The sequence below is a fragment of the Methylobacterium sp. DB0501 genome, from assembly GCF_011043735.1.
Taxonomy (GTDB): Bacteria; Pseudomonadota; Alphaproteobacteria; order Rhizobiales; family Beijerinckiaceae; genus Methylobacterium; species Methylobacterium alsaeris.
The window spans coordinates 45,352-57,514 of the sequence record NZ_JAAKGV010000031.1 but is presented as its reverse complement, the minus strand read 5'-3'; the positions used below and the strand labels follow the sequence as shown (position 1 = coordinate 57,514).

Annotated in this window: 11 protein-coding genes; 1 reads left to right on the top strand and 10 read right to left on the bottom strand. The window is 73.4% G+C overall.

Going from position 1 to position 12,163, the window contains the following annotated elements; translation table 11 throughout:
• From G4G93_RS31715 to serB, 6 genes are all read right to left on the bottom strand, one after another.
• The coding region (locus G4G93_RS31715) for a 1-deoxy-D-xylulose-5-phosphate synthase N-terminal domain-containing protein (RefSeq protein WP_312892310.1) at positions 1-587 on the bottom strand (587 nt) is incomplete at its 3' end.
• 69 nt (positions 588-656) lie between these two features.
• Positions 657-947, bottom strand: coding sequence for an exodeoxyribonuclease VII small subunit (locus G4G93_RS31710; protein WP_165091106.1), 291 nt, complete (start codon positions 945-947; stop codon positions 657-659).
• A 141-nt stretch (positions 948-1,088) separates the two neighbouring features.
• On the bottom strand, positions 1,089-1,601 hold the full coding sequence (locus G4G93_RS31705) for a tyrosine phosphatase family protein (protein WP_165091104.1): 513 nt from the start codon (positions 1,599-1,601) through the stop codon (positions 1,089-1,091).
• Positions 1,602-1,620: 19 nt separating this feature from the next.
• Entirely contained in the window at positions 1,621-2,235 is a 615-nt protein-coding gene (locus G4G93_RS31700; RefSeq protein ID WP_165091101.1) for an HD family hydrolase, read from the bottom strand.
• Complete coding sequence (locus G4G93_RS31695; protein WP_165091098.1) at positions 2,232-2,903, bottom strand: DNA-3-methyladenine glycosylase I; 672 nt, start codon at positions 2,901-2,903, stop codon at positions 2,232-2,234. Before G4G93_RS31695 ends, G4G93_RS31700 begins: the two co-directional genes overlap by 4 nt.
• 36 nt (positions 2,904-2,939) lie before the next feature.
• Positions 2,940-3,836 carry a phosphoserine phosphatase SerB gene (gene serB / locus G4G93_RS31690; RefSeq protein WP_165091096.1) on the bottom strand — a complete coding sequence of 299 codons (897 nt, stop codon included), beginning with the start codon at positions 3,834-3,836 and terminating at the stop codon, positions 2,940-2,942.
• A 46-nt stretch (positions 3,837-3,882) separates the two neighbouring features.
• Here serB and miaA point away from each other — a divergent pair, with 46 nt between their 5' ends.
• Positions 3,883-4,830 (top strand): tRNA (adenosine(37)-N6)-dimethylallyltransferase MiaA, encoded by a 948-nt coding sequence (gene miaA, locus G4G93_RS31685; protein WP_165091119.1) that lies wholly within the window; start codon positions 3,883-3,885, stop codon positions 4,828-4,830.
• Positions 4,831-5,094: 264 nt separating this feature from the next.
• Here the strand turns inward: miaA and G4G93_RS31680 are convergent, their stop codons facing one another.
• The 4 genes from G4G93_RS31680 to G4G93_RS31665 are packed head-to-tail and all read right to left on the bottom strand — an operon-like array spanning position 5,095 to position 11,963.
• Positions 5,095-7,173 (bottom strand): hypothetical protein, encoded by a 2,079-nt coding sequence (locus tag G4G93_RS31680; RefSeq protein WP_165091093.1) that lies wholly within the window; start codon positions 7,171-7,173, stop codon positions 5,095-5,097.
• Between the two features lie 28 nt (positions 7,174-7,201).
• Entirely contained in the window at positions 7,202-10,024 is a 2,823-nt protein-coding gene (locus G4G93_RS31675) for a DUF4159 domain-containing protein (RefSeq protein WP_165091091.1), read from the bottom strand.
• Positions 10,025-10,033: 9 nt separating this feature from the next.
• Positions 10,034-10,948 carry a DUF58 domain-containing protein gene (locus G4G93_RS31670; RefSeq protein ID WP_165091088.1) on the bottom strand — a complete coding sequence of 305 codons (915 nt, stop codon included), beginning with the start codon at positions 10,946-10,948 and terminating at the stop codon, positions 10,034-10,036.
• Positions 10,949-10,952: 4 nt separating this feature from the next.
• On the bottom strand, positions 10,953-11,963 hold the full coding sequence (locus tag G4G93_RS31665) for a MoxR family ATPase (RefSeq protein ID WP_165091085.1): 1,011 nt from the start codon (positions 11,961-11,963) through the stop codon (positions 10,953-10,955).
• Positions 11,964-12,163: the final 200 nt, after the last annotated feature.

Here is a 12,163-nt window from a genome sequence, read left to right as displayed (position 1 = left end):
GGCGGCGCGATCGACATGTCGTTGTCGTTGAGGATGACGATCAGGCGGGACTTGAGCGCGCCGGCATTGTTCATCGCCTCGTAGGCCATGCCGGCCGAGATCGAGCCGTCGCCGATCACCGCCACGACGTTGCGGCGCGGCGGCGTCTCGCCGCGCGCCTTCGCGGCGGCATCCGCGAGGTCGCGGCCGATGGCCATGCCGAGGCCGGCGGAGATGGAGGTGGAGGAATGCGCCGCGCCGAAGGGATCGTAGGGGCTCTCGGAGCGCTTGGTGAAGCCCGAGAGGCCGCCGCCCTGGCGCAGGGTGCGGATGCGGTCGCGGCGGCCCGTCAGGATCTTGTGGGGATAGGCCTGGTGGCCGACGTCCCAGATGATGCGGTCGTCGGGAGTGTTGAAGACGTAGTGGAGGGCGACGGTGAGCTCGATGACGCCGAGGCCGGCGCCGAGGTGGCCGCCGGTGACCGAGACGGCGTCGATGGTCTCGGCGCGCAGCTCGGCGGCGAGCTGCGCCAGGTCGCTCTCGGGCAGCTGGCGCAGGTCCGCGGGAACGCGGACGCGGTCGAGGAGGGGAAGGTTGAGCGGTGACACCGGAGCCATCCTCACGTCCGGAAGGAGAGACCCCGCCGCCGGAAGCCGGGGCGGGACGAATGGGAGCGATCAGGCGACATCGAGCGGCGCCGTCCCGGCGGCGCGTCCGTCGGCCCCGAGGGTGATGCGCTGGATGCGCGCCTCGGCGCGCTGCAGCAGCGTCTCGCAGTGGCGCTTGAGGGCCTCGCCGCGCTCGTAGATCGCGACGGATTCGTCGAGCGGCACGTTGCCCTGTTCCAGGCGCTGAACGATGCCCTCGAGTTCCTCGAGGGCCTTCTCGAACGGCAGGTCCGCGAGTCCGGCCGGGCCGGCGGGTGCGGAGACGGCCGCGCGGCTGGCATCGGACCGGGCTGCGGACATAAGCGAGGATGCTCCCATGATGAGCGTTGGGTTATGGCGAGTGAGATCGCGCGAAACAACCCTTCGGCGGTGCCGCAGGGCTACGGGAGGGCCACTCGCTGCCCGTTTGCGCGCCAGGGCTGCCTTTCGGCCACAGTGGAATCACTCGACGGTGAGGCTGAACGGTTCGCCCTCGAAGGCGTCCGCGCCGCGACCGATCGACGCCACCGCCGCCACCATGCGCCCGTCGCGGCCGAGCAGGGCATCGGCCACCGCGACGAGGCGCCGGTTCGGCGTCGCCGAGGGCGAGGCCTCGCGCAGCTCGCGGGCGATCTCGGCCTCGTCGCGGTCCGGCCGCAGGGCGCAGGCCGCGATGAAGCCGGCCGCCGTCGAGCGGCTGATGCCGGCGTAGCAATGGATCACCAGCGGCTGCGCCCGGTCCCAGTCCCGCACGAAATCGAGGAGGCGGCGCACATGGACCTCGTCCGGCAGGACATGGCCGTCGAGGGCGTCGGTGATGTCGCTGATGCCGACGAACAGGTGGTCAGTCTCGGCGATGGCCGGCGGCCGGGTCACCGGCGTTCCGGCATTGATGAGGGTCACCATCCGCCGCGCCCCCGTCGTCGCGACGGTCTCGGGCAGGCGGGACAGGGCGCAGACGTGCAGGGTTGGCATGGGGGCGGAAGATCCTTGTTCACGAGGCCGTGGCCGGCTGCATCGCCTCGGCGAGGGCGTGGAAGCGACTGAGGAAGGCGCCTTGCGCCTCGGCGGTCGGCCAGGGCTCCAGCAGGGCGCCGGGATCCGCATCGAGGCGATCCGGCTTGCCGAAGACCCGGACGGCCTCGACTTGCGAGAATCCTGCCAGCCGCGTCGCCTCCAGGTAGGCGCTGAGGCGGTCGGCGCGCTTGATCAGCCGCTGCATCGCGGCCGTCGGCGCCGGCGTGAGGCCGAAGCGCAGGCGGATCGCCGCGAGCAGCCGGTTCTCCACCGCCTTGTAGGAATGGCCGATCGCCGCCTTGAACGGCGAGATGATGTCGCCGATCACGTATTCGGGCGCGTCGTGCAGCAGCAATTCGAGCCGCCCGGCGCTGCCGAGGCCGGGCTCGAACGCGCCACCGATCGCCTCGACGAGCAGCGAATGCTGCGCCACCGAGAAGACGTGCGGGCCGGCGGTCTGGCCGTTCCAGCGCGCGACGCGGGCGAGCCCATGGGCGATGTCGACGATCTCGACGTCGAGCGGCGACGGGTCGAGGAGGTCGAGACGCCGCCCCGACAGCATCCGCTGCCAGGCCCGGGGCTGGCCGCTCATCGCGGCCCCCCGAGGCCGCCAGGCTCCCGCGGGGACGTGCAAGGCCCCGGCAGGGACGTGCAAGGCCCCGGCAGGGCGGCACACGCGTCGTGGCGGCAGCAGCCGACGAGGTGGTCGTTGATCATGCCGACCGCCTGCATGAAGGCGTAGACGATGGTCGGGCCGCAGAAGCCGAAGCCTTTCGCCTTCAACGCCTTCGACATCGCCCGCGAGGCCGCGCTCTCGGTCGGGATGTTGGCGCGGGTCTCCGCACGCGGCTGGAGCGGGCGCCCGTCGACGAAATCCCACAGGAAGGCCGAGAAGCCGGGTCCCTGCTCCTGGATGGCCAGCCAGGCGCGCGCGCTGCGGATCGTCGCCTCGATCTTGGCGCGGTTGCGGATGATGCCGGCATCCTGCATCAGCGCCTCGACCTCCGCCGGCCCGAACCGCGCGATCGCCTCGGGCGCGAAGCCCGCGAAGGCCCGCCGAAACCCCTCGCGCCGGCGCAGGATGGTGATCCAGGACAAGCCGGCCTGGAACCCGTCGAGGATCAGCTTCTCGTAGAGCGCGCGGTCGTCGTGCTCCGGCACGCCCCACTCGGTGTCGTGGTAGGCGACATAGAGCGGGTCGGTGCCCGGCCACCAGCAGCGCTGGCAACCGTCATCGTGCAGGATCAAGCCGGTGGACATCCGGTGTCGTGTAGCGAGGACCGCCCGGAACGCAACCTACTCGACGAACTCCGCCGCCGCGAAGCCCTGGAGATAGAGGAGCGCGGTCAGGTCGCCGTGGTCGATCCGGGCCTGCGCCGCTGCCGCAACCGCGGGCTTGGCGCGGAACGCGACCCCGAGACCCGCCTCCTCCAGCATCGCCAGGTCGTTGGCGCCGTCGCCGACCGCCAGGGTCTCGGCGGGGTCGAAGTTGAAGCGGGTGCGCAGCTCGATCAGCGCCGCGCGCTTGGCGTCGCGCCCGACGATCGGCTCGGCGACGGTGCCGGCGAGGGTGTCGCCCTCGATCTCGAGACGGTTCGAGCGGTGCTCGTCGAAGCCGATCCTCTCCGCCACGGGCCCGGTGAACAGCGTGAAGCCGCCCGAGACCAGGGCCGTGTAGGCGCCGTGGGCCTTGAGGGTGCGCACGAGCGTGCGCCCGCCCGGCATCAGGGTGATGCGCTCGGCGATCACGTCATCGACCGCTTTGACGGGCATGCCCTTGAGCAGGGCGACGCGCTCGCGCAGGGCCGGCTCGAAGGCGATCTCGCCCCGCATCGCCCGCTCGGTGATCGCCGCGACGTGATCCTTGAGGCCGACCTGGTCGGCGAGCTCGTCGATGCATTCCTGGCCGATCATGGTCGAATCCATGTCGGCGAGGAACAGGCGCTTGCGCCGATGAGGGCCCGCCACCTGGACCGCGACGTCGATCGGCTCATCCTGGAATGCGGTGCGCAGGCGCTCGGCGAGGGCCGAGGCGGAGGCCGGCGCGCCCTCGGCCAGGATCTCGGCCGCGACCTCGCCGTGCAGGATACGGGGCTGGTGCCGGGTCGCCAGCAGCGCCCTCGCCTCAGCCAGCACCGCGTCGGTGATGGCGGGGCGCTCCGGGTTTGCTATCAGGGTGGCGACCAGGGTCATCGGGGTTCTCGGGCTCGTCGTGACGCGGCGCGTCCCGCCCGCGCGCGTGGGAGGGGCAGGCATGGACGGGCGGGTTCGGGCAATCCTCATTGCAGGGCCGACCGCCTCGGGCAAGTCGGCGCTCGCGCTGGCCCTGGCCCGCCGGCATGGCGGCGTGGTGATCAACGCCGATTCGATGCAGGTCTACCGCGACCTGCATCGGCTGACGGCGCGGCCGAGCGCCGAGGAGGAACTGCTGGCCCCCCACCGTCTCTACGGGACGATCGACGGCGCGGTGAATTTCTCCGTCGGCCATTACCTGACGGAGGCCGGCGCCGCGTTGCGTGCGGCCTGGGCGGCGGACAGGCTGCCGATCGTCGTCGGAGGCACCGGGCTCTACTTCATGGGCCTGACCGAGGGCCTGTCGGAGATCCCGCCCGTGCCGGATGCGGTGCGGGCGGAGGTGCGGGCCCGGGCCGAGGGGAGCGAGACGCCGGACCTCCACGCCGCCCTCGCCGGCCGCGATCCGGACGGCGCCGCCCGCCTCGATCCCAACGACCGCCTGCGGGTACTGCGCGCCCTCGAAGTGCTGGAAGCGACGGGCCGGCCGATCGCCGCCTTCCAGGCTGCCCGCCGGCCGGGTCCGCTCACCGGCCGGTCCTGCGCGAAGCTGTTCCTCACGCCGGACCGGGAGGTTTTGCGGGCGCGGATCGATGCCCGCTTCCTCGCCATGATGGCGGCGGGTGCCCTCGACGAAGTGCGGGCGCTCGCCGCCCGCGACCTCGACCCGATGCTGCCGGTGATGCGCGCCCACGGCGTACCGGGGCTGATCGCGCATTTGCGCGGGGCGCTGTCGTACGACGAGGCGGTCGCGCGGGGTCAGGCGGATACGCGGCGCTACGCCAAGCGGCAGGTGACGTGGTTCCGGCACCAGGCAGGGGCGGACTGGACGTGGGTCGCACCGGACGCGGCAATGGCCGGAGTCGAGACCGGGATGTGGGACCGGACGGACTGACGGCGAAGCCGGCGGGGCGGACGGATGGACCACCCCCCGCGTCTCAAGAGCGGGCGGTCGAGGAAAGCGGGCATCCGCCCATCCGGGACCGCCGCGTGGCCGCGTCACGGGCCGTTTCCGAACTCCACGAGTTTTCTTCCGACGTTGCAGCGGGTTGGTGACGTTTCCTGATCGCCTCGTTCAAGCGATGGGAGCAAAGAGAGAAGCCGGCAATCAGCATGAGCGGAATACGGCAAGTCCTTGTCGACCCAGCCTGATCGTCCCTCACACCCGCCCGCGCCGCCCCTCCACCAGCCACATCGCCAGCACCGCCGCCGCGAGAGCCGCCAGCGCCGCGAGGCCGAGCCCCAGCGGGTAGACCGAGACGCCCCGCACCACGGCGCTGTCGCTGGGGCGGAAGCCGATCCAGTCGGAGCCGGAAAGCCGGCCGGAGCGGGCGATCTGCAGCCGCGGGATGGCGAGCCCGCCGCCGGCTTCGGCGAGGCGGCGCACCGAACCGCCGGTCGCCTCGGCGAGAGGGCGCAGGCGCTCGGTGTCGCTGAACACGTCGATCAGCTCGCGCGGGTTGGCCGGGCCGACGCTCACGAAGGCGACGAGGTTTCCGGCCCGCAGGGTGTGCAGCCCGAGCTCGTCGGCCTCGAAGGTGGCGGCGAACAGGCCCGGCTTGTCGGGATCGAGCACCACGGTGCGGGTCTTGCCGCTCGGTGCCGTCACGGTGACCGGCTCGGCGGTGTCGCCCATGGTCTGGCGCTCGATCCGGACCTCGCGACCGTGGCCGGTGGCGTTCGCCCGCAGCGCCTCCTCCTCGAGGGCCGGCTCCTTCATCAGCCAGTGTCCGAGGCGGCGCAGCAGGTCGAGATGCGGTCCGCCCTCCTGGTAGCCCCGGGCCCAGAGCCAGGCATGATCGGAGAGGAGGAGCGCCACCCGGCCCTTCTCCTCGCGGGACAACGCCAGCAGCGGCAGCGAATCGGCGCCCGCCATGATCGGGGTGACGCCGGGCCGGACCTCGGCACCGATCAGGCGCAGCCAGTCGCCCCAGGCCGGGGGTGAGGCCTCGGAGCCCGGCAGGTCGCGGGTAACCGGATGGCGCTGGCCGCTATTGGTCAGCGCCGCCTTGTAGGGCCGCTCGACGACCCGGCCGTTCGGCTCGCCCGGCAGGATCGCGGCGAGCCGCGTGCGGGCGAGGCTGGCAGCCGACGCGAATTCCGGCCCTGCGGCGATCAGGAGCGCCCCGCCCTCGCGCACGTAGCGGACGATGTTGTCGAAGTAGCTCGACGGCAGCACGCTCTGGTTGGCGTAGCGGTCGAAGATGATGAGGTCGAAGTCCTTGATCTTCTGCTGGAACAGCTCGCGGGTCGGGAAGGCGATCAGCGACAGCTCGGAGATCGGGGTGCCGTCCTGCTTCTCCGGCGGGCGCAGGATGGTGAAGTGGACGAGGTCGACATTGGCGTCGGATTTCAGCAGGTTGCGCCAGGTGCGCTCGCCGGCATGGGGCTCGCCGGAGACGAGCAATACCCTGAGCTTCTCGCGGATGCCCTCGATCGGCAGCACCGCACGGTTGTTGGCGGTGGTCAGCTCGCCGGGCAGCGCCTCGGCCTCGATCTCGACGACGTTGGGACCGCCGTGCTCGACCCGCAGCGTCAGGTTGAAGGGCTGGCCGGTGCGGACGGTCTGGCGCACCACCTCCTCGCCGTCGCGGCGCACGGTCACCACCGCCGAGCCGGTGCCGCCGCGCTCCATCACCTCGGCCCGGATGGTCTGGTCGCGCCCGACGATGCCGAAGCGCGGCGCCTCGATCAGGCGGATCTGGCGGTCGCGCTCGTCGGGCCGGCCGGTGACCAGCACGTGCAGCGGCGCCTTGAAGCTCAGGGAGGCGAGGTTCGCCGGGATGTCGTGGACGACGCCGTCGGTCAGCATCACCACGCCGGCGAGGCGGTCCGGCGGCACGTCGGCGAGCGCGCTCGACAGGGCGGTGAACAGCCGCGTGCCCTCGTCGCCGCCGGCCTCCGGCACCTCGACGAAGCGCGGCTCGATCTCGTTGAGCGTCCCGAGGCGCCGCTGCAGCTCGGCCCGCACCTTGTCGGTCATCGCCGGCCGGTCGCCGAGGCCCTGCGAGCCCGAGCGGTCGACCACGACGGCGACCACGTCCTTGACCGGCTCGCGCTCCTCCTGGACCAGCGAGGGGTTGGCGAGCGCCAGCAGCACCAGGGCGAGGACGAGGACGCGCAGCAGCGCCACCGGTCCGCGGGCGAGGAACGCGACGACGGCGAGAATCGCGGTGAGACCGCCCAAGGCCCAGAGGACAGGCACGGGGACGAGGGGGGCGAGGCTGAAGCTCAGCATGTCCGGTACCGTTGAATGATGCGACGCCTCACTGCCCCAACCGCTCCAGCAGGGCCGGCACGTGCACCTGATCGGCCTTGTAGTTGCCGGTGAGCGCGTACATCACGAGGTTGACGCCGCCGCGGAAGGCCATCTCGCGCTGGCGCGGATCGCCGCCGACGAGGGGATAGAGCGCCTCGCCGCGCCGGCCGATCGCCCAGGCCGAGGCGAGGTCGTTGCCCGTGATGACGATCGGCGAGACGCCGTCGCCGGCCCGGGCCGGACGGCGTTCGGCTCCATCGCTGGCCGGCGGCAGGGCCTCGACCCAGGTCTGGCCGGTGGCGTAGCGGCCGGGAAAGCCGTCGACGAGGTAGAACGCCTTCGTGAGCACGTGGTCGCGGGGCACCGGCTCGAGCTCCGGCACCTCGAGCGTCGCGAGCATGCGCTGGAGATAGAGCGCCTCGGGCGTCGGCGGGCCGCCCGGGCGGGCCGTCATCGCGTCGCGGGTGTCGAAGATCACCGTGCCGCCATTCTTCATGAAGGCGTCGATGCGCCGGATCGCGTCGGCGCTCGGCAGCGGCCGGCTCGGCACGATCGGCCAGTAGATCAGCGGATAGAAGGCGAGCTCGTCCCGGGCCGGGTCGATGCCGGCCGGCTCGCCGGGTTCGAGCGCCGTGCGGCTCGCCAGCATCTGGGTCAGGCCGGCGAGGCCCGCCCGGCTGGTCTCGTCGACGGTGGCATCCCCGGTGACCACGTAGGCGATGCGGGTGACGAGGGCCGATTCGATGCCGTTCGGCCGGTTGGCGGCGGGCTCGACGGCGCGCGCGGTCTCGGGCGCGGCCCCGAGCACCAGGAGGCCGAGGACCAGCGCCGCCGCCGCCGGCCGGCGGCGCAGGCGCGACGCCATCCGTCCGAGGAAGCCGCCGAGCCACAGGCTCGCCAGGGTGTCGAGGGCCAGCAGCAGCAGGGCGGCGAGGAAGAACGGCCCGCGCAGGTCGCGGGTGCGCGCCTCCTCCAGGCCGCCGAAGCGGGCGCCGGTGAGGCTTGAGAGGTCGAGGGGCGTCAGGCGGTCCTCCGCGGTGAGCGCGTTGACGGCGAGCCCGCCATCGGCCGGGCCGTAATAGCCCGGCGGGTGTTCGAGGGTCGCACGTTCGGTCCAGGTCGCCGGCACCGCCCGGGCGGTGGCCGGGGGCGTCTTGAGGGCGCCGAAGCCGTCGAGGGTCAGGCGCGGGGCGAGCACCGGCGGCGGGCTCCCGGCGCTGGCGCCGGTCGTCGGCGGGGTGGTGCCGGCGAGCGCCACGACCCGGCGCAGCATGGTCACGAACAGCCCCGAGAGCGGCAGGTTCGACCAGGTGGTGTCGGCGGTGACGTGAACCAGGACCACCATGCCCTCCCCGCGCTTCGCGGCCGTGACGATCGGCGTGCCGTCCTGAAGGGCGGCCCAGGTGCGCCGGGCGAGGTCGCCGTCCGGCTCGGCCAGGATCTGGCGCCGCACGCCGATATCGGCGGGCGGGGTCAGGCCCGCGAAGGGGCTCTCGGGCGCGAAGGGCGCCAGCGTGCGCGGGCTGTCCCACGACAGGGTGCCGCCGAGCGTCCGCCCGCCGCGGCGCAAGCGCACCGGCACGAGGTCGTCGCTGCCGGCGGCGAGCCGCGGCCCGGCGAAGCGCAGCAGCAGGCCGCCCTTCTCGACGAAGGCGGAGACCCGCTCCAGGGTCGCCGGATCGAGGGCGCCGACATCGGCGAGCACCAGGACGGAGACCTGGGAATCGAGCATCTGGCCGATCGATTCGGCGACCCCGCGCCCCGCCCGGGGCTCCTGCACGTCGGCGAAGGGGGTCAGGGCGCGGGAGAGGTAATAGGTCGGCGAGAGCAGCGGCTGGGCCTGGTCGCTGGTGCCGCCGAAAACGAGGCCGACCCGGCGGCGGCGGCCGCGCTCGTCGGCGAGCACCACCGCGCCCGCGGAATGCTCGCCCGCGATCTCGAACCGCGCGATGGCGTTGCGCAGCTCGACCGGCAGGTCGAAGCGGATCTCGGCCGCGTCGGCATTCGCCCCGAACGCGAAGTTCGTCTCGGCGAGCGGCAGGCCCTTGGCGTCGAGGGCGCGCACGGTGCCGGAATCGCGCCCGTTCGGAGCCGCCCGCACCACGCGGACGCCGAGCTGACCACCCGACGAATCCGGCCCGGCGAGCGCGAGGGCCGGCGGGCGCTCGGCCTTGAGCACGGTAATCGCGGCGCCGGTGCGGGCGGCGACCTGGGCCAGGCTCTTCGGAAAGGCGTCGCCGCCCGGCCCGGCCACGCCGTCGTGGATCCAGACCACGGCGCTGCCCGGGTTGCGATCCAGAAAGGCGGTCAGCGCCGGGGATTGCGCGGCGCGGTCGGCGAGATGCGGCAGCGGCTCGATGGCGCGCAGGCGCTCCAGGGCGGGGCCGGGGCCGGTCGCCTCCAGCCCTGCCGGGGCCGAGGCGGTCGCCAGCAGGGCGACCGGCCGTCCGGCGCGGGAGGCCGCCTCGACCTCGGCGGTGGCGACGCGGACCCGGTCGCGCCAGTCCTGCGCGGCGGTGACGCCGTTATCGAGGACGAGAACCAGGGGCGTACGCCCGTCGCCGCTCCCTTGCGGGGTCGGGTTCCAGACCGGCCCCGACACCGCCAGGATCAGGCAGGCGGCGGCCATCAGGCGCAGGGCCAGAAGCCAGGGCGGCGTGCGGGCCGGCGTCTCGCGCTCCGGCAACAGGTCGGCGAGGATGCGAAGCGGCGGGAAGTCGATGCGGCGCGGCCGCGGCGGCGTCACCCGCAGCAGGTACCAGAGCGCCGGCAGGGCGACGAGGGCCGCGAGGGCGGCGGGAGCGGCGAAGCTGAGGGGCAGTCCGAACATGAGGCGTCCTCAGCCCGCGCTGCGGGCGGCGGCGACCAGGGTGACGAGACGGAACGCCGCCTCGCTCGCCGGCCGGTCGGTGCGGTGCAGCGTGAAGGTCCAGCCCTGAGCCCGGGCGATCTCGGCCAATGCGTCGCGATGGGCGCGGATCCGCCGGCGATAGGCCTCGCCCCAGGCGGCCGCGTCGCCGACCCGCAGCGACAGGCCGGCCTCGAGGTCGTGCAATTCGGCCTGGCCGGAGAACGGGAACGTCTCCTCGACCGGATCGACCACCATCACCAGGTGGCCGCGGCTGCCGCCGGCCGCGATGGCCGAGACGGCCGCCCGGACCTGCTCGGGGAGCGAGAGGAAGTCGCCGACCAGCACCACCTCGTCGAAGCGGCCGACGGGCGCGCGCGGCGGCAAGTCCTCGTCGAGGCCGGACGGATCGGCGGCCAGCGTCTCAGCCATCCGTTCGACGACGGTGCGGGTGGCGAGCGGCCGCGACAGGCCGAGCAGCCCGACCCGCTCGCCGGCCTCCACGAAGGTGTCGCCGAGCGCCAAGGCCAGGACGAGCGCCCGCTCGATCTTCGGCGCCTGGGCGAGGTCGGAGCCGAAACCCATCGAGGCGGAGCGGTCGACCCAGATCCAGACGGTGTGAGCCGCCTCCCATTCGCGCTCGCGGACGTAGAGCCGGTCGTCCCGAGCCGAGCGGCGCCAGTCGATCCGGCTCGCCGCCTCGCCGGCGACGAAGGGGCGGAACTGCCAGAAGCTCTCGCCCGGTCCGGCCCGGCGGCGGCCGTGCAGGCCGTGCGCCAGGGTCGCGGCGACCCGGCGGGCCTCCAGGATCAGGCGCGGCATCCGCTCGGCGAGCGTGAGGGCGGTCTCGGTCTCCCGCCGGCCGGGCGCGCGGGCGGCCGCGTCGAGGACGCGCGTCGGGGCCACCGGGTCAGAGCCGCCCGACGAGGCGGCCGATCAGGCCGGGGATCGTCTCGCCGTCGGCGCGGGCCGGATAGGTGAGCGCCATGCGGTGCTTCAGCACCGGCTCGGCGAGCGCCGCGACGTCGTCGACGGAGGGCGCGACCCGGCCCTCGATCAGCGCACGGGCGCGCACCGCCAGCATCAGGGCCTGGCTGGCACGGGGGCCGGGCCCCCAGAGCAGCTTGTCGGCCACGGCCGCGTCGCCCCCGACCGGGCGGGCCGAGCGCACGAGGTCGAGGATCGCGTCGACGACGGCCTCGCCGACGGGAAGCCGCCGCACAAGGCGCTGGGCCGAGAGCAGCGCGTCGGTGTCCATCACCGCCTGCGGCCGGTGTTCCTCGGCGCCGGTGGTTTCGAGCAGGATGCGGCGCTCGGCGGCCCGGTCGGGATAGCCGACGTCGATCTCGAGCAGGAAGCGGTCGAGCTGGGCCTCGGGGAGCGGGTAGGTGCCCTCCTGCTCGATCGGGTTCTGGGTCGCCAGGACGTGGAAGGGCCGCGGCAGGTCGTGGCGTGCGCCGGCCACGGAGACGAAGTGCTCCTGCATCGCCTGCAGCAGGGCCGACTGGGTGCGGGGGCTGGCGCGGTTGATCTCGTCGGCCATCAGCAGCTGGGTGAAGATCGGCCCGCGCACGAAGCGGAACGAGCGGTGCCGGTCCTGGTCCTCGTCGAGGATCTCGCTGCCGAGGATGTCGGAGGGCATCAGGTCGGGGGTGAACTGCACCCGGCGCGCGTCGAGCCCGAGCACGGTGCCGAGGGTCTCGACGAGCTTGGTCTTGGCCAGGCCCGGCAGGCCGACGAGCAGCCCGTGGCCGCCCGCCAGGATCGTGACCAGCGCGAGGTCGACCACCTGCTCCTGACCGAAGATGACCCCGTGGATCGCCTCCCGGGCGCGCCCGACGCTGGCGAGGCAGGCCTCCGCCGCGGCGACGATGCCGTCATCCATCGGGGTCGCGGCGGCCGGCGCGCTGGCTTCCATCATGCGGTGTCCTCGTCATCGTCCGAGAGGGCTTCGAGGAGGGCTACGAGCCCCTGTCGGGATCCGCGAGTGTGGATCCCTTCCGCACCGCAAGGCAAGGTCGGCGCGACGCCGCAGGGCGGTGGGGCATGCGCCGAGTCCGAGCGGTTTGTGCGCTCATCCTCCGTCCTCGCGAGCATAAACCGGTCAGGAGCAAGAAGAGG